The 14,713-nt window shown below is 55.8% G+C and carries 17 protein-coding genes and 1 rRNA gene; 11 read left to right on the top strand and 7 right to left on the bottom strand.

Features of this window, described 5'->3' with window-relative positions; translation table 11 throughout:
- Positions 1 to 30: 30 nt before the first annotated feature.
- Complete coding sequence (locus Q0O07_RS00090; RefSeq protein WP_295489005.1) at positions 31 to 546, top strand: sterol desaturase family protein; 516 nt, start codon at positions 31 to 33, stop codon at positions 544 to 546.
- A gap of 10 nt (positions 547 to 556) precedes the next feature.
- Here the strand turns inward: Q0O07_RS00090 and Q0O07_RS00085 are convergent, their stop codons facing one another.
- The 4 genes from Q0O07_RS00085 to Q0O07_RS00070 form a co-directional block, all read right to left on the bottom strand.
- Positions 557 to 910, bottom strand: coding sequence for a YbaN family protein (locus Q0O07_RS00085; protein ID WP_295489294.1), 354 nt, complete (start codon positions 908 to 910; stop codon positions 557 to 559).
- On the bottom strand, positions 910 to 2,337 hold the full coding sequence (locus tag Q0O07_RS00080) for an NAD-dependent succinate-semialdehyde dehydrogenase (RefSeq protein WP_295489004.1): 1,428 nt from the start codon (positions 2,335 to 2,337) through the stop codon (positions 910 to 912). Before Q0O07_RS00080 ends, Q0O07_RS00085 begins: the two co-directional genes overlap by 1 nt.
- Positions 2,338 to 2,376: 39 nt before the next feature.
- Positions 2,377 to 3,699, bottom strand: coding sequence for an amino acid permease (locus Q0O07_RS00075; RefSeq protein ID WP_295489003.1), 1,323 nt, complete (start codon positions 3,697 to 3,699; stop codon positions 2,377 to 2,379).
- A 153-nt stretch (positions 3,700 to 3,852) separates the two neighbouring features.
- Positions 3,853 to 4,656, bottom strand: a complete 804-nt coding sequence (locus Q0O07_RS00070) for a universal stress protein (protein WP_295489001.1) — start codon at positions 4,654 to 4,656, stop codon at positions 3,853 to 3,855.
- A 142-nt stretch (positions 4,657 to 4,798) separates the two neighbouring features.
- Between Q0O07_RS00070 and Q0O07_RS00065 the strand changes: the two genes are divergently transcribed.
- The 8 genes from Q0O07_RS00065 to Q0O07_RS00030 are packed head-to-tail and all read left to right on the top strand — an operon-like array spanning position 4,799 to position 11,078.
- Entirely contained in the window at positions 4,799 to 5,356 is a 558-nt protein-coding gene (locus tag Q0O07_RS00065; RefSeq protein ID WP_295488999.1) for a GNAT family N-acetyltransferase, read from the top strand.
- 51 nt (positions 5,357 to 5,407) lie between these two features.
- The gene (locus Q0O07_RS00060; protein ID WP_295488998.1) at positions 5,408 to 6,328 is read left to right on the top strand and encodes an SMP-30/gluconolactonase/LRE family protein; all 921 of its coding nucleotides are present in this window, start codon (positions 5,408 to 5,410) and stop codon (positions 6,326 to 6,328) included.
- A 16-nt stretch (positions 6,329 to 6,344) separates the two neighbouring features.
- On the top strand, positions 6,345 to 7,040 hold the full coding sequence (locus Q0O07_RS00055; RefSeq protein ID WP_295488997.1) for a VIT family protein: 696 nt from the start codon (positions 6,345 to 6,347) through the stop codon (positions 7,038 to 7,040).
- A 21-nt stretch (positions 7,041 to 7,061) separates the two neighbouring features.
- A complete protein-coding gene (locus Q0O07_RS00050; protein ID WP_295488996.1) occupies positions 7,062 to 7,721 on the top strand; it encodes an HAD-IA family hydrolase in 660 nt (219 codons plus the stop codon).
- Between the two features lie 39 nt (positions 7,722 to 7,760).
- On the top strand, positions 7,761 to 8,474 hold the full coding sequence (locus tag Q0O07_RS00045; protein WP_295488995.1) for a CoA transferase subunit A: 714 nt from the start codon (positions 7,761 to 7,763) through the stop codon (positions 8,472 to 8,474).
- Positions 8,471 to 9,112, top strand: coding sequence for a CoA transferase subunit B (locus Q0O07_RS00040; protein WP_295488994.1), 642 nt, complete (start codon positions 8,471 to 8,473; stop codon positions 9,110 to 9,112). Before Q0O07_RS00045 ends, Q0O07_RS00040 begins: the two co-directional genes overlap by 4 nt.
- 8 nt (positions 9,113 to 9,120) lie before the next feature.
- Positions 9,121 to 10,350: a serine hydrolase gene (locus Q0O07_RS00035; protein WP_295488993.1), complete on the top strand. Its 1,230-nt coding sequence runs from the start codon at positions 9,121 to 9,123 to the stop codon at positions 10,348 to 10,350.
- Positions 10,351 to 10,391: 41 nt separating this feature from the next.
- Positions 10,392 to 11,078 carry a glutathione S-transferase family protein gene (locus Q0O07_RS00030; RefSeq protein WP_295488992.1) on the top strand — a complete coding sequence of 229 codons (687 nt, stop codon included), beginning with the start codon at positions 10,392 to 10,394 and terminating at the stop codon, positions 11,076 to 11,078.
- A gap of 62 nt (positions 11,079 to 11,140) precedes the next feature.
- Here the strand turns inward: Q0O07_RS00030 and Q0O07_RS00025 are convergent, their stop codons facing one another.
- From Q0O07_RS00025 to Q0O07_RS00015, 3 genes are all read right to left on the bottom strand, one after another.
- Entirely contained in the window at positions 11,141 to 11,323 is a 183-nt protein-coding gene (locus Q0O07_RS00025; RefSeq protein ID WP_295488990.1) for a CsbD family protein, read from the bottom strand.
- A gap of 99 nt (positions 11,324 to 11,422) precedes the next feature.
- Positions 11,423 to 12,283 carry a hypothetical protein gene (locus Q0O07_RS00020; RefSeq protein WP_295488988.1) on the bottom strand — a complete coding sequence of 287 codons (861 nt, stop codon included), beginning with the start codon at positions 12,281 to 12,283 and terminating at the stop codon, positions 11,423 to 11,425.
- Positions 12,280 to 12,693: an EVE domain-containing protein gene (locus Q0O07_RS00015; RefSeq protein ID WP_295488987.1), complete on the bottom strand. Its 414-nt coding sequence runs from the start codon at positions 12,691 to 12,693 to the stop codon at positions 12,280 to 12,282. Before Q0O07_RS00015 ends, Q0O07_RS00020 begins: the two co-directional genes overlap by 4 nt.
- A gap of 53 nt (positions 12,694 to 12,746) precedes the next feature.
- On the opposite strand from Q0O07_RS00015, the gene Q0O07_RS00010 reads away from it, so the two are divergent.
- Both Q0O07_RS00010 and Q0O07_RS00005 read left to right on the top strand, forming a co-directional pair.
- Positions 12,747 to 13,676, top strand: a complete 930-nt coding sequence (locus Q0O07_RS00010; RefSeq protein WP_295488985.1) for a 2OG-Fe(II) oxygenase family protein — start codon at positions 12,747 to 12,749, stop codon at positions 13,674 to 13,676.
- A 634-nt stretch (positions 13,677 to 14,310) separates the two neighbouring features.
- A 16S ribosomal RNA gene (locus Q0O07_RS00005) occupies positions 14,311 to 14,713 on the top strand; the annotation flags it as partial.

The following is a 14,713-nucleotide window of genomic DNA, read 5'->3' as shown; positions in this document are numbered from 1 at the left end:
ATTGAAAACATTGCGTCTATTAGGGTTATTATGAGCATTTTCAGCATCATTTTTATCGTGCTTGCAACGGTCTTTGTCATGGAATGGGTGGCCTGGTCTAGCCATAAATATATCATGCATGGTTGGGGTTGGGGCTGGCACCGCGACCATCATGAACCGCATGATAATGCACTGGAAAAGAACGATCTTTATGGCATCGTGGGCGCAGCGACCAGCATTTCGCTATTCGCGATTGGCAGCCCTTTAGTGCTTGGCAACGACGCGTGGGAACCCGCGACATGGATCGGCCTTGGAGTCCTGTTTTACGGCATCATTTACACGGTCATCCACGATGGCCTCGTGCATCAACGCTATTTCAAATATGTCCCGCGCAGTGGCTATGCGAAACGTTTGGTACAGGCGCACAAGCTGCACCATGCCACTATTGGCAAGGAAGGCGGGGTGAGCTTTGGCTTCGTCTTGGCGCGCGACCCAGCCAAGTTGAAGGCTGATCTGAAAAAACAGCGCGCGGCCGGGACGGCGATTGTCCGCGACGCCGCCATTTAGGGTCAGGACCCTAAGCCTCCGGCTTAGGCCAAATCCAACCAAGGCAAAGCACGGCTGCTCCAACGGGCACAAGCGACCATGGCAACGCCAAAGCGGCAAAGCCGATGGCGATACTGACACCAAATGCGATGGTCGCCGACCATTTTCCGCGCCTACTAATGGCGCCCTTTTCCCGCCACGCCATAAGATGAGGTCCAAATCTCGGGTGGTTCAACAGCCGCGCCTCAAGTGCCGGGCTACTCCGCGCAAAGCAGAATGCGGCCAAGATCATGAACGGCACCGTCGGCAGCAAAGGCAGGGCAATGCCGACCGCGCCAAGGGCCACGGCCAGCAAGCCGGCGCATAGATACAGCGGTCGCTTTATCAATATTGGTGGACTGCCTTGGTCACATAATAGCTATCAAGCCCCTCGGGACCGCCCTCACTGCCAAAGCCGGATTCTTTCACGCCGCCAAAGGGCGCATCAGGCATCGAGATCACAAAGCTGTTGAGGCCAACCATCCCTGTATCCAGCGCGTCGGCGACGAGGTTAGCCTGACGTGCATTTTCGGTGAAAGCATAAGCGGCAAGGCCGAAGGGCAGGCGATTGGCCTGTTCAATAGCTTCGTCAAAGGTCTTGAATGGCCGCATCAATGCAACGGGACCAAAGGGTTCATCATCCATCACTTTGGCCGACATCGGCACATCGGACAGCACCGTTGGCGTAAAGAAAAAGCCATGATCGCCGCGCGATCCGCCGGTCAGTAGCTTTGCACCCTTTGATGTAGCATCCTCGACTAAGGCCGCGATTGCCGACGGTCGCCGTCCGTTGGCCAAAGGGCCCATGTCGGTGCCTGCGTCGAGGCCATTGCCGACCTGAACCTTCATCGTATGCGCGGCAAAGCCAGCCACGAAGCGTTCATAAACGCCCTCTTGCACATAGAAACGTGTTGGCGAAATGCACACTTGGCCCGCGTTGCGGAACTTGGTGGCGGCGGATAAGGTGATGGCTTTTTCAAGGTCGCAATCGTCGAAAATCAGCACGGGTGCATGACCGCCCAGTTCCATGGTGGTCCGTTTCACGCCATCAGCGGCAAGCTTGAGCAGATGTTTACCAACGGGGACCGAGCCAGTGAAGCTGACCTTGCGGATGATGGGCGACGCTATCAAATGGCGGCTGACCATGTCGGGTACGCCATAGACCAATTGCGCGACATTACCCGGCACGCCCCCGTCAATGACGCATTGCATGATTGCGCTGGTGCTGGCGGGTGTTTCTTCCGGCGGTTTGGCGATGATGGAGCATCCTGCTGCTAACGCAGCCGCCATTTTCTTGCACATCAGGTTGACTGGGAAGTTCCACGGCGAAAAGGCTGCCACTGGCCCGACGGGTTGTTTCAAGACCAACGCCCGCTGCCCCGTTGGCCGCACCAGCACGCGCCCATAGCTGCGTTTGGCTTCTTCTGCGAAATAGTCGAATTGCGCGGCACAGGACAGCACCTCCGCGCGCGCTTCGGCTAGCGGCTTGCCCTGTTCAGTGGTAAGCATGACCGCGATTGGCTCTGCACGTTCGCGAATATGGTCAGCGACCTTATGCAATATGGCGGAACGGGCATTAACGTCGACGCTGCGCCAATGGGCAAAGCCCTTTGCTGTTGCGGCCAGTGCCTCATCAAGGTCAGCAGCCGTCGCCAACGGTAATTCGGCTAACGTCTCGCCCGTGGCTGGATTGATGACCAAATGCGTGTCGCGGCCTTCGCCCGTGCGCCAGCTGCCGTCAACATATAGGCCCAAATTATTGGAATAGCTCATCGGTTTTCCTGCAAAATCATTGTGCTTTGGATGTAGGCGTCAGGTGGCGGCTTTGGAACCCCTTGCAAGCCGCAATAGCCAGAAAACCGGAAAACCCGCGAGCAATAAGGCAATGCCCCAGAGCAATGCTTCTGTGCCTGCACCATATATCGTCCAGCAGGAATATATGGCGGCCAGCAATAGGATGACTTTAAACCCTGCGCCTACCTTCAATATGCCCGTTTGGATGAGTCGGAACGCGGCCGCTGCGCAACCGAAATATATGACCAGCGAGATCGCCGTGGTTAGTAATATGAGAAATTCAAACATTGATGCCATCGTCCGGCTGCTGTTCATCAGGATGACGAGCGTCACTAGGCTGGTGGAGAATAGATGCGCGTTGCGCGGCGTGCCATTGGCGGTCGCCTTGCCCATGAACGCTGGAAACAAGCCGTCGCGCGCTAAAGCGGCGGGTAATTCTGCCTGACACATGATCCATCCGTTCAATGCACCCAGCGCGCTGATTGCGCCAATGGCAGCGATAGCGGTGCCAGCGTTGGTGCCCGCATAGACGCGCACAAAATCGGCAAATGGCGCCGCAGAGGCGCTGGTGATTGCCACAGGCAACATCAGGACGACGGCTGAGCAGACCAAAATATATATGCCGCCGGCACCAGCGGTTCCAAATAAGGTCGCACGGTTGATGGTGCGTTCAGGGTCTTGCACCTTGTCTGCGGGTACGGTGGCCAATTCAAGGCCAAGCATTGCCCAAAGGGTCAAAATGGTGGCCGTCGAAATGCTTGCCGTCGAAATGTCTGTCATGTCGAAGCTGCGGACAACACCGGTGCCTTGAATCGCTAACACATAAGCCGCAAGCCCAATAACCGCGATGAGCGGGAGCAACTTGGCAATTGTCCAGATGACCTGAACTTGTCCCGCCAATTTGGTCCCGCGAATGTTGATCAGCGTGAAAGCCCATACGATGGATATGGTAACGGCGGCGGACACGCCGTGGGTGCCGACGACGGGAAACAACTGGCTAAGATAGCTGACCGCCGCTGTTGCTATGGCGGCATTACCGACCCACATCGAAATCCAATAAGCCCATGCAATCGCAAAGCCGGCACCATCGCCGAAAGCGGCTTTTGTATAAGCATAAGGCCCGCCAGCCTTGGGCAATGCTTTGCTCAGCGCGCCAAAGACGGATGCGACGCATAATGCGCCCGAAACGGTAATCGCCCAGCCAATGACTGAATTCCATCCCAAGGGTGCAAGGCTTGCCGGAAGCAAGAATACGCCCGAACCGATCATGCTGCCCATGACCAATGCGAGCGCCATCCAGAACCCCATGGGCCGTGTTGTTGCGGCTGTGTCTTGCCTCACTTAAGTTCCCCTTATTTCGTGCACGCTGGCACGGAACGGAGGCAAAAGCCAAGCTTTGTTTGGGGTCAGGATCACTTAAATCCACCCTCGCGGTTTGAAGCTATTTTGACGCCGCGAAGGTGAATTTAAATGGTCCCGACCCTTGGCCGCCGCCTAATGGGCGAGCAGTACCGGGATGCCGAGCGCGCCAAGCATGAATCGCGTTACGCCGCCAAACACGGTTTCACGCCACCGTCCGTGACTATAGGCTCCCATAACGAGCAAGTCGGGTGCCCATGCATTTGCCTCTGCCAAAAGCCTTTCCTCGACGCTCTGATTGCTTTTGGCGGCAACAGCTATTTCGGCCTTGATGCCGTGGCGCGACAAATATGTCGCCGCCTCGGTGATTGGGAGTTGCTCCGGCACCATTTCGATTTCTGATATGCGCACAACCGATGCAGCTTGAAGCAATGGCAATGCAGCACGCAATGCGTTGGCGGCTTCAAAACCGCCATCATAAGCGACCATGATACGGTCGAAGGAAAGAGGCGCGGCTTTCGCAGGGACTGCCAGAACCGGGGTGCGCGATGCCGTCACCACATCGCTAATCCAAGCGCGGGCAGTGCCCGCCGCGCCCGGCGCATCCAATGACATGACGAGGACATCCGCCAATCGGCCAGCGTTGATCAGCGCGTCTGACGTCGTGCCATCAAATATTTGCCAGTCCCAAGGCACATCTTCTGCCTTCAACCGCGCATCGATCCGCGTGCACAGCTTTTCGCGTTCCTGTTCCGCAGCTTCAAACGCCTCAGCGACGAAATGCGCGCCGCCGAACATGTCAAACGCGACATAATCCTGCGTTGGCCTTGGCAAAACGAGCGACATATGCCCGTCGAAGCGACGTGCAAGGTCAAGTCCCGCCTGCAACCGGCTTTCAAATGCGGCATCTGTGCCTGCATGTACCATGATAGATTTCATCGTCATTTCCTTAGCTAATGGACGGTAGCGATGTGCCGGTCCCACACACGTCATTCTGGACCTAAACGCTGCAAAGTCATTGATGGACATCAAACACCGCAAAAAACTTTCAAAGCATGGGATATTATGTCAGCCATGCCTCATGAATGATGGAAGACTGGCTTTGACGGATTTGGCGGTGCGGCCTGCGCGCGCTTTAGATGCGGAAGCCGTTGCCCGAATTTATGCGCACCATGTGCAGCATGGCACCGCCAGCTTTGACGCGATTCCCCGCACACCGGTTCAAATCGGAGAGAAAATCCGCGACATATTGTCCAAGGGATGGCCGTTCATCGTGGCGGAGCGCGCCGAAACGATCATGGGCTATGCCTATGTGACCGCGTTTCGCGACCGGCTTGCTTATAGTTTTACCTGCGAAGATTCGATCTATGTCGATCCCGCTTTTCTAGGGCAGGGCGTGGGCGTGCAATTGATGCGCGTTTTAATGGAACAAGCAAGCGATTGCGGCTTTCGGCAGATGATTGCCGTTATTGGTGGCGGCGAACCCGCCTCGGTTGCTTTGCATCATAAGATGGGGTTCACCCATGCCGGACGTATGCGCAACGTCGGGCGTAAATTCGGTCGCTGGCTTGACACAGTCTATATGCAAGCCGAACTTGGTGAGGGAGACCGATCAGCGCCAGCGCGAGAGCCCGCCTAATCGATTAGAGGATGCGTGCGCGTGAGTCGCACCAAAAAGGAGAGAGAAAATATGGTTGAATTTGAATTGGTCGCCGATGGACTTCGTTTTCCCGAAGGACCCGTGATCATGCCTGACGGCAGCGTCATATTGGTGGAGATTGCGAAAGGACAAATCACGCGCGTGCACCCCGATGGCAGCAAATCCGTTATTGCCAAGCCAGGCGGTGGACCGAACGGCCTGGCGATGGGGCCAGATGGCAAGCTCTATTGCTGCAACAATGGCGGGTTCGAATATATGGAGGCCAATGGCTTTCTCGCCCCGCACGGCATCGCAAAGGATTATTCGGGCGGCCGGATTGAACGCATCGATATTGAAACTGGCGATGTTGAGATACTCTTTAAATCGGGCGACTTCGGGTGCAGCCTGCGTGGGCCGAACGACATCGTGTTCGACGCACATGGCGGGTTCTGGTTCACCGATCACGGCAAGATCGATTATGCAAAACGCAGTCATGATGTCGTCGGCATTTTCTATGCGAAGGCCGATGGCAGCCATTTGGAGGAAGTCATCTTCCCGTCAAACAACCCTAATGGCGTTGGCTTGTCCCCCGATGGCAGCACGCTATACGCTGCCGAAACCTATACCTGCCGCTTGATGAAGTTCAACATCACCGCGCCCGGCAAGGTCGCTGGCGATGCTGGTCCCGGCGGCCCGGGCATTCCGGTTTACCGCCCGGCGGGATATAAATTCTTTGACAGCCTTGGCATGGAGGCCAATGGCAATATCTGCGTCGCGACCATCGGCGAATGCGGGATCAGCGTTATTTCACCGACCGGCGATCTGGTCGAATTTGTTGGGACCGATGATATTTTTACAACCAACATTGCCTTTGGCGGCGATGATATGTTGGACGCCTATATCTGTCTGTCGGGCAGCGGGCGTCTCGTCAAAACCCGATGGGCGCGGCCGGGGCTTAAGCTGCAATATTAGCACTGGAAACCGGTATATGCCACGGCACAAGGAAGCGCATCTGATTGACCGCATCGGCTGGTTGCGGGCGTCGGTCCTTGGCGCGAATGACGGCATTGTGTCGACAGCAAGCCTGATTGTCGGCGTGGCCGCAGCACAAGCAACGCCCGCAACCATAATGCTGACGGGGATTGCGGGGCTGGTCGCGGGCGCCATGTCGATGGCGGCCGGCGAATATGTGTCGGTCAGTTCGCAAGCGGATACCGAAAGTGCGGACCGCATGCGGGAAGAGCATGAGCTGGCGACGATTCCTGATAAGGAACGCGAGGAGCTGGTGGGCATTTATGAAACGCGGGGTCTTGACCGCGCGCTTGCAGAGCAGGTTGCGGACAAGCTCACGGCGCACGACGCTCTGGCGACCCATTTGCGCGACGAATTGGGCATGGCCACACACACCGCCGCGCGGCCTGTGCAGGCGGCTTTGGCGTCGGCTGCTGCCTTTGCCATTGGCGCCTCCTTGCCCTTGGCGATGGTACCGCTGTCTCCAGCGCCATATCTCACTTGGACTGTGTCCATTGCCGCTTTGTTGTTCTTGGCCGTCCTTGGCGCAGTGGGCGCAAAGGCGGGCGGAGCGCCAATTATTCGGGCGGTGTTCCGCGTTACCTTTTGGGGTGCGATTGCGACGGCGGCAACCGCTGCTATTGGCGCGTTGTTCGGCACCACGGTCGCCTAGTTCCAGACCCTAAGGAAAAACATGACATTCAATACTGTTATCTTCGATTTTGGCGGCGTCATTACGACATCGCCCTTTGATGCATTCAACCGCATGGAAGCAAAGCGCGGTCTACCCAAGGATTTCGTCCGCAGCGTGAATGCATGCAACGCTGACGATAATGCATGGGCAAAGTTTGAACGGGCAGAGTGCAATGCAGCAGAATTTGACGCGTTGTTCGCCGCCGAAGCGTTGGCCTTGGGACATGAACTTGACGGCGCGTCGGTGATTGCCTGCCTATCGGGTGACATTCGCCCGAATATGGTGGCCGCATTGGATGTGTTGAAGTCCAAGGGCTTTGCGCTTGGGTGCATTACCAACAATGTGCCGTCTGGCAAAGGCGCTGGCATGGCGGGGAGTGATGAGAAAGCGGCGGCGATCTCTGCGGTCATGGAACGGTTCGACCATATCATTGAATCGAGCAAGGCAGGGGTGCGCAAACCCGATCCGCGCATTTATGCCATGATGTGTGCGGCTCTGACGGTTGCACCTCCGCAATGCATCTATCTGGATGATCTTGGCATCAACTGCAAACCGGCTGCGGCAATGGGGATGGCCGCCATAAAAGTTACAAGCGGTGATCAAGCTTTGCAGGATTTAGGCGCGCTATTGGCGTTGACCTTCACGCCACTTGGGGTCTAGGCGAAGGGCTGTTCCCTCTCCCATTATTTGGAGCATTTCATGGCGAAGAAACTTTTCCCCGATGCACAATCGGCGCTTGAAGGCGTGTTGAAAAACGACATGTTGATTGCAAGCGGCGGCTTTGGTCTTTGCGGGCTTCCTGAACGCTTGTTGGACGCTGTGCGCGACAGCGGGGTCACTGGCTTGACCTTTGTGTCGAACAATGCCGGTATCGATAATGAAGGCATCGGTAAGCTGCTGCGGACGAGGCAAGTCAAAAAAATGATTTCGTCTTATGTTGGCGAGAATAAAGAATTTGAGCGGCAATATCTGGCAGGTGAGTTGGAAGTTGAATTCTGCCCACAAGGCACTTTGGCCGAACGTATGCGCGCTGGCGGTGCTGGCATTCCCGGCTTTTACACCAAAACGGGCGTTGGCACTTTGGTCGCAGAAGGTAAGGAAGTGAAAGATTTTGGGGGTGAGGAATATATTCTTGAACATGGGATATTCGCTGACCTGTCGATTATCAAAGCTTGGAAGGCCGATGAAAGCGGCAACTTGGTTTTCCGCAAAACCGCCCGCAATTTCAATTTGCCTGCGGCGACGTGTGGCAAGATGTGTGTGGTTGAGGTCGAAGAGTTGGTGCCAGTCGGCAGCCTTGACCCCGACTGCATCCATTTGTCCGGCGTCTATGTCCAGCGCATGATCGTCGGGGCGCCTTATGACAAAAAAATTGAGTTCCGCACTGTGCGCGAAAGGGAGCCTTCACTATGAGCTGGACCCGTGATGATATGGCCGCGCGCGCGGCGCAGGAACTGCGCGACGGATATTATGTGAACCTTGGTATCGGCATTCCGACATTGGTCGCGAACCACATTCCGCTTGGCGTCGAAGTGACGCTACAATCGGAAAATGGCATGTTGGGTATCGGGCCGTTTCCCTTTGCTGGCGAAGAAGACGCCGACCTGATCAACGCGGGTAAGCAGACAATTAGCGAGCTTGCGCAAACCGCTTATTTCGATAGCGCCGCCAGCTTTGCCATGATCCGTGGCGGGCATATTGATCTGACCGTCTTGGGCGCGATGGAAGTTGCGGAAAATGGCGACATTGCCAATTGGATGATCCCCGGCAAGATGATTAAAGGCATGGGCGGGGCGATGGACCTTGTTGCCGGCGTCAAGAAGATCATCGTGGTGATGGAGCATAATGCCAAGGATGGCTCCCCCAAATTCATTCCGGCTTGCACCTTACCGCTGACGGGCAAAAACGTCGTCGACATGATCATAACCGATCTCGCGGTGTTTCAGCGGACTGACAAAATATCGGCGTTTAAGCTGATTGAGGTCGCACCCGGCGTCAGCGTTGACGAGGTGCGGGTAAAGACAACAGCCCATTTTGAGGTTGCGATCTAACTCGTAACATGCGGCGGACTTTATCAGCCTTGATTGCGGTTTCTGTGTTGGGACTGACGGGTCTTTATGCGATGCGTTCCGCGCCTGATAATAATCAGGTCGCCGCAATCTTAGGTAAATTTACCAAGCCCCAGACAAATTTGCCGGACCAGCCGGACGAATGGCGCGGCAGGATTGATTACCCCCGACTGGATCAACAATTTGCGGCCATGGCGCAAAGATCGGAAATGGCGGGGCTTGCCATTGCTATTGTCGAAGATGGCGAACTGCGTTTTGTCCGCACCTATGGCGTGATCGACCGGGATACGAATGTGCCAGTGACGCTGGGAACGGTTTTTCGATGGGCTTCGGTGTCCAAGACCGTTGCGGGGACATTGGCAGCGACTTTGGCCAATGAGGGGCTGGTTGATTTGGATCGCCCTGTCGCGCGTTATCAAACAACGCTGCGCTTGCCCGAAGGTGCCGAAGCGCGGTTGAGTTTCCAGCAATTACTTTCCCAGCAAACCGGCCTCACCAAAAACGCTTATGACGAACGGTTGGAGGATGGCCAGGATCCACGTGTGCTGCGTGCCAGTCTGGCCGGTGCGCCGTTGCAGTGTCAGCCGGGGTCGTGTCACACCTATCAGAATGTCGCCTTTGACGCCGCCACCGAGATTTTGGAGCAGGCAGCGCAGCGGTCATATCCCGAAGCGGTGAGCGAGCGCTTCTTCCTGCCCTTGGGTATGAACAGCGCCAATTTCGGCATGGCTGGCCTCACCAATGCGAAAGATTGGGCGCGGCCGCATAATGGCCGCATGGTCCGCACCGTGAAAGAGACCTATTGGCGGGTTCCCGCGGCCGCCGGTGTTGAGAGCAATATCGTCGATTTTGCCCGTTGGATGCAGGCGACGATGGGCGATCGCCCCGATGTGCTGCCCGAATCGACGCTGCGGATTGCGCAATCGCCGCGGGTGAATACGGCGCAGATTTATGGTGGCGCATTGCGGCAGGCGAATTCGGAGGCACATTATGGCCTTGGCTGGCGCAGCTTCAAATATGACGGCCATATAGTATTGGGGCATTCCGGCGCCATTGACGGCTACCGTGCAACCATGATTTTTGATCCGGCCACACGTGTTGGGGTTGTCGCTATGTGGAACAGCAATTGGGGCACACCCTTCCGCATTCCGTTCGCCGTGTTTGACAGCTACCATCAACGGACGGACTCGCGCTGGTTGGAACTCGACCCGCGGAACTGATAAGTATTTGTTTTACTTTGGAATCCGAAAGGAAAACTGACATGGGCTACACCCTGATTACGGCTAACCGTAATTATTCGAGCTGGAGCTTGCGGCCTTGGGTGCTGATGACGATGCTTAGTATCCCGTTTGAGGACCGCTTGGAGCCCTTTGCTGCGGCCAGCAATTATGATGCATTCCGGGCATTTTCCCCGACGGGCCAAGTGCCGGTGCTTCTGGACGGCGCGCGGACGATATGGGATTCCTTGGGTATCGCATTATATCTGGCCGACCGGCATGAAGGCGTCTGGCCATCTGATCCGGCTGCGCGGGCGTGGGCGCAATGCGCCGTTACGGAAATGCATGGCGGTTTTTGGGCTTTGCGAAACGACTGTACGATGAATGTCGGGGTTCGTGTCCAGCCCAAGCCCATGTCTGTCGCGTTGAAACGCGACGTTGCGCGTTTGACCGAATTATGGGCGCAAGGTCTCGACAGCTTCGGCGGACCATTTCTAGCCGGGTCCGAATTTACCGTGGTGGATGCCTTTTTCGCGCCGGTGGCGTTTCGGGTGCGCACCTATGGATTGGATGTGGGCCATGCGGGTCAAGAATGGGTGCAGCATATGCTTAGGCTCGCACCGATGCTGGCGTGGGAGGAAGATGCTTTGACGGAGAGCTGGCGTGAACCTGGCCATGAGGCGGAGCTGCGGGACTGTGGCCTTGTCATCGCGGATTATCGTCAGGGCTGAAGGCGGGTCGGACATGAAAAAGGCCGCCTTATGAGCGGCCTTTTCTTAGGAATGATCGGGGCCTAGACTTTGTCGCCCATCACACCTTTTATTTTGCCCTTAAGATTCTGGCCTTCGCCATGGCGCTCTTGCGCTATGCCTTCGGCTTGTAGGTGTTCATTGCCAGATACCTTGCCCACAGCTTGCTTGATGTTTCCTACGATTTCGTTGCCGAGGCATTTTGCCTTGTCGTTTAGTTCGCCCATAAAGCACGTCCTTTCTGTGTCAGCCGACCGCGCGTGAACTGCGGGTCGGTACCAAAAGTGAACCCAGCGGTTGGCCGTTGGTTCCAGTGTGACCAGCGGTTAAACGCCTGTAACCAACGCTTGGGCAAAAGCCGCGCCTGCATCGGGCGCAAAGCGCAGAAAGAGCGATGGTTCAATAAGCTCCAATTCCATCAGGCGGAAAATGCCATCACCATCGCGCAATATGTCGACCCGCGCATACGCTAATGTTCCGGTCTTGGTAATCTCGGCTGTGGCTGCCAATGCCCGCTGCGCGAGCATCAGTGCGCCTTGGGGTGCGGTGACGGCCTCTTCCCGACCGCCATATTGTTCTTGAACGCGAAAGTCGCATTTGGCGGGGCGTTTGAGGATGGAATGGCTGAGGACTCCTGCGAAATAGAAAAGCGAATATTCGCCCTCTTCGGCAATGTTGGGAAGATAAGGTTGGATCATCATGCGCTGGCCAGCGACCGAATCCGGCACCGCATCGTCGCGTTCCAATCGGAAAGTTCCGTCTGCTCCGCCCGATATCGGTGGCTTGACGACTAGCGATTCGACATTGAAGGTTTTCCGCGCGTTTTCAAGTGCGACCCTGTCGAGTAGGGGGCTGAATATTGTCGGCACCGAAGGAATGCCGGCGGCGTCTAATTCAGCCAGATAGGCCTTGTCGCTGTTCCACCTTAAAATGCTGACGGGGTTGCGCACCTGCACATTTTCGGCCTCCAACTGGTCAAGCAGGCCAAACCAGCGCGGGCAATCGCGCGGATAGCCCCAGGCCAGCAAGGGCGTGACAAGGTCAAAGGCGCTAAAGTCGTTCGCCTTCGTCCAATCGATGAATGAAACGCTGTCGCCTAACAAACGCGCATAATCGGCCCTGATATGCGACCAATCTTCTTCATAGTCTGGCGTTGGGCATAATATTGCGATCCGAAGGGGGATCATTCGCCAGCCATCTGCAATATTTCTTTCCACTCGGCTGGGCGGACGGGGGCGACGGACAGGCGGGACTGCCGCAGCATTTCCATCTCGGCCAAGCCGGGGTTGGCTTTAATGGCTTTCAACGTCACCGGCTGCTTCAATTTGCGCGACGGTTTGACCTTCACGGCAACAAAGCGGGCCTTCTCATCGCTGGGGTCAATGAAATGCTCCTGGCTGATTGTGATGATGGCCACAATCTCAAGTCCGATATTGCTGTGGTAGAAAAAGGCTTCATCGCCGACCTTCATCGTACGTAGGTTATTCGCCGCGCTGTAGTTACGCACGCCGTCCCATGTGCCTTCGCCCTCCGCCACCAGATCGTCATAGCTGTAAACGTCCGGTTCCGACTTCATGAGCCAAAATTGTTTTGCCACCTGTCACTCCTTTTCGCTGGCAAGCCTTTACGGCAGGCAGTATTGCGCTGTCCATGACAGTTATGCCCGTAATTTCACTCATCGGTGATGCCGATGCCCTTGGACAACAGCTTGGTAGCTCGTTTCAAACTTATGGTTTTGCAACTGTTGTGAATCATGGCCTTGATCCCGCCTTGGTTGCGCAGGCTTGGGCGCTGACAAAGACGCTGTTCGAACAATCTGAACCACAAAAGCGGATGGGCTTTGACGCTGCCATCGCTGGTCAGCGCGGTTACACGCCGTTTAAAACCGAAATTGCCAAGGGCGCGGACTTTCATGACCTGAAGGAATTTTGGCATGTCGGTCGTGACGTCGCATTGGACAGCCCGCATGCGGGGTCCATGCTGCCCAACATCTGGCCCGACATTCCTGAATTTAAAGAGACGTTCCAGTTGCTCTTTGCCGAGATGGATAAGGTCGGCGCGCGTATATTGTCGTCGATTGCCCGCTATCTTGATTTGCCCGCGCATTGGTTTGACCCGGCGATTGAGGATGGGAACTCCATTTTGCGGCTTTTGCATTATCCCCCCATAGCTGGCGATGCCGAAGGCTGCATCCGGGCAGGTGCGCATGAGGATATCAACCTTATCACCCTGTTGCTGGGGGCAGAGGAGGCAGGTCTGCAGATACTGCGCCCCGATGGTAGCTGGATGGACGTCTCCCCACCATCGGGGGGCTTGGCGGTCAATGTGGGTGATATGTTGCAGCGGTTGACGAACCATAAGCTGCCATCGACCACGCACCGTGTGGTGAACCCGACCGGGGAGCGGTCGCGGTTCAGTCGCTACTCGATGCCCTTCTTCCTCCATTTACGGTCGGACTTTCCCATTGCGACTTTGCCGCAATGCGCGAGCGCGGAAAACCCAAATCGCTACCCCGAGCCGATTCTCGCCGATGACTATCTACGCGAACGGCTGATCGAGATTGGTCTGTTAAAGGCGTAATGTTCAAACCAAGCGGGGTTTGCCCAGTCCAAGAGTTCGGGACAGGAGCGAGAATCGCATCCCAAATGCCGCGCGTAGTCAGAAACAAAGTCCCGAAACAGCCGAAAACAGCCAATTTCCTCCGACTGTGGAACTCTTTCCCGTCTATGCCATTAGCTAAAAGCGTCCAAACAGGAGTGCCAGATTGACTTGAAACCGCAGAAAACCGTGCATTTACGACAGAAGTGCATTTTTTTTGTAATAAAATTGCAAATGGCGGTTGACCGAATCTCGATGTCGCTTTAGAGGCCCTCTCACCGGACGGGAAGCAAGCGTTTCCGCGGTTCGGTCGCTAACAATTAGGTCACCTACTCCTCTGGTAGTAATATCAGGGAACCATAGGTGTCCGCTTTTTTGTCGGTGGTAACCGGGTAAAACTGGTTCGGCTCTTTGACATTGTGATATTTAGATGAAGGGACATGTGGGCGACGGCGCCAGGTCCGGGGGTTTTTAGGCCCCGGGTGCTTGGTTATAAATTAGTCGTTCAGCACATATGTCCTATACACCATGTATAGTAATTTGTGCAGGAACAACGCCTGAAAGTTCGAGCCTGGTTGGTTTGCGGATTTATCCGTGCCAGTCTGGTTTTTGAATCAAACTTGAGAGTTTGATCCTGGCTCAGAACGAACGCTGGCGGCATGCTTAACACATGCAAGTCGAACGAGACCTTCGGGTCTAGTGGCGCACGGGTGCGTAACGCGTGGGAATCTGCCCTTAGGTACGGAATAACTCAGAGAAATTTGTGCTAATACCGTATGATGTCGAAAGACCAAAGATTTATCGCCTAAGGATGAGCCCGCGTAAGATTAGCTTGTTGGTGAGGTAAAAGCTCACCAAGGCGACGATCTTTAGCTGGTCTGAGAGGATGATCAGCCACACTGGGACTGAGACACGGCCCAGACTCCTACGGGAGGCAGCAGTGGGGAATATTGGACAATGGGCGAAAGCCTGATCCAGCAATGCCGCGTGAGTGATGAAGGCCTTAGGGTTGTAAAGCT

It is taken from the genome of Sphingorhabdus sp. EL138 (assembly GCF_945890115.1).
GTDB lineage: Bacteria > Pseudomonadota > Alphaproteobacteria > Sphingomonadales > Sphingomonadaceae > Sphingorhabdus_B.
Note: the sequence above shows the minus strand (reverse complement) of the source record. Positions and strands in the feature narration are given on the sequence as shown.

What these genes read in the sequence shown, in the direction of transcription:
- Q0O07_RS00090 (WP_295489005.1), top strand. Translation starts at nt 31, where the DNA reads ATGAGCATTTTCAGCATCATTTTTATCGTGCTTGCAACGGTCTTTGTC.
- Q0O07_RS00080 (WP_295489004.1), bottom strand. Translation starts at nt 2,337, where the DNA reads ATGAGCTATTCCAATAATTTGGGCCTATATGTTGACGGCAGCTGGCGC.
- Q0O07_RS00070 (WP_295489001.1), bottom strand. Translation starts at nt 4,656, where the DNA reads ATGAAATCTATCATGGTACATGCAGGCACAGATGCCGCATTTGAAAGC.
- Q0O07_RS00065 (WP_295488999.1), top strand. Translation starts at nt 4,799, where the DNA reads ATGAATGATGGAAGACTGGCTTTGACGGATTTGGCGGTGCGGCCTGCG.
- Q0O07_RS00060 (WP_295488998.1), top strand. Translation starts at nt 5,408, where the DNA reads ATGGTTGAATTTGAATTGGTCGCCGATGGACTTCGTTTTCCCGAAGGA.
- Q0O07_RS00055 (WP_295488997.1), top strand. Translation starts at nt 6,345, where the DNA reads ATGCCACGGCACAAGGAAGCGCATCTGATTGACCGCATCGGCTGGTTG.
- Q0O07_RS00050 (WP_295488996.1), top strand. Translation starts at nt 7,062, where the DNA reads ATGACATTCAATACTGTTATCTTCGATTTTGGCGGCGTCATTACGACA.
- Q0O07_RS00045 (WP_295488995.1), top strand. Translation starts at nt 7,761, where the DNA reads ATGGCGAAGAAACTTTTCCCCGATGCACAATCGGCGCTTGAAGGCGTG.
- Q0O07_RS00040 (WP_295488994.1), top strand. Translation starts at nt 8,471, where the DNA reads ATGAGCTGGACCCGTGATGATATGGCCGCGCGCGCGGCGCAGGAACTG.
- Q0O07_RS00035 (WP_295488993.1), top strand. Translation starts at nt 9,121, where the DNA reads ATGCGGCGGACTTTATCAGCCTTGATTGCGGTTTCTGTGTTGGGACTG.
- Q0O07_RS00030 (WP_295488992.1), top strand. Translation starts at nt 10,392, where the DNA reads ATGGGCTACACCCTGATTACGGCTAACCGTAATTATTCGAGCTGGAGC.
- Q0O07_RS00025 (WP_295488990.1), bottom strand. Translation starts at nt 11,323, where the DNA reads ATGGGCGAACTAAACGACAAGGCAAAATGCCTCGGCAACGAAATCGTA.
- Q0O07_RS00020 (WP_295488988.1), bottom strand. Translation starts at nt 12,283, where the DNA reads ATGATCCCCCTTCGGATCGCAATATTATGCCCAACGCCAGACTATGAA.
- Q0O07_RS00010 (WP_295488985.1), top strand. Translation starts at nt 12,747, where the DNA reads ATGACAGTTATGCCCGTAATTTCACTCATCGGTGATGCCGATGCCCTT.